This is a genomic window from Xenorhabdus eapokensis (genome assembly GCF_001908105.1).
In genome coordinates this window covers 1-705 of record NZ_MKGQ01000159.1, presented here as the reverse complement: position 1 = coordinate 705, position 705 = coordinate 1, and the positions used below count along the sequence as shown (strand labels likewise).

Genomic DNA, 705 nt, shown 5'->3' with positions numbered 1-705 from the left:
CATTCTGGCAAAACAGAAAAACCTGCTTTGCCCTTGATCGATATCTGTGCGCCAGAGTGAACGCAGGTTGAGGTATTGCGGGGTATCGGTTGAGTACGCGGTACTGCCGCCTGCATAAACAGGTCATCCCCACCGGCTAAAAGCCAGCCTCGATATCGTCAAGTTCTCCTTTTTCAATCTAAAAATGCAGTGTCAGATTTACTGCGTGGTTAAGCAGGCCTGAGTCTGTCAGGGTTGTGGTGTGCTTTGGCTGCGGCGTCACTTTCAGCGGTAAACCGCAAAAAGTGACGCCTTGAGTTTTCGAACAATCAGCAACGGCTATGCAAGCGTTGAAATACCAACGGGTACAGCAAAACGCCGCCAGATTCAGTGTCAAACGGTAGTCATGCGTTAATGGTTTAGCGGTAGAACAATTGTCTGTTGAATAATTCAGACAGGGATAGATAAAAGTATGAACGGATGCGCAAAAGCCATCCTGTTGTTCATTGAAGATAAATAGGATTTATGTTGATTTGAAAAGTCAGTGCATGAACCCACGTTCAACACCCTTCGGCGACAAGATAACAACACCTTTTGGGCGTATTTTTAGTTTAAGAAACCTTCATGACCAGACAAGGGGTTTATGTCTGACAATATCTGCTTCCAAAGGTGGGCAGATGTACCGCAATGCTTGCTCTCCCTTGCAGGCTACGGGAGTTTTCATTC

1 protein-coding gene is annotated in these 705 nt (G+C 46.2%); it reads right to left on the bottom strand.

What is annotated here, in order from left to right; translation table 11 throughout:
- Nucleotides 1-178: 178 nt before the first annotated feature.
- Nucleotides 179-376, bottom strand: a complete 198-nt coding sequence (locus tag Xedl_RS26095; RefSeq protein ID WP_143187519.1) for a hypothetical protein — start codon at nucleotides 374-376, stop codon at nucleotides 179-181.
- Nucleotides 377-705 lie beyond the last annotated feature (329 nt).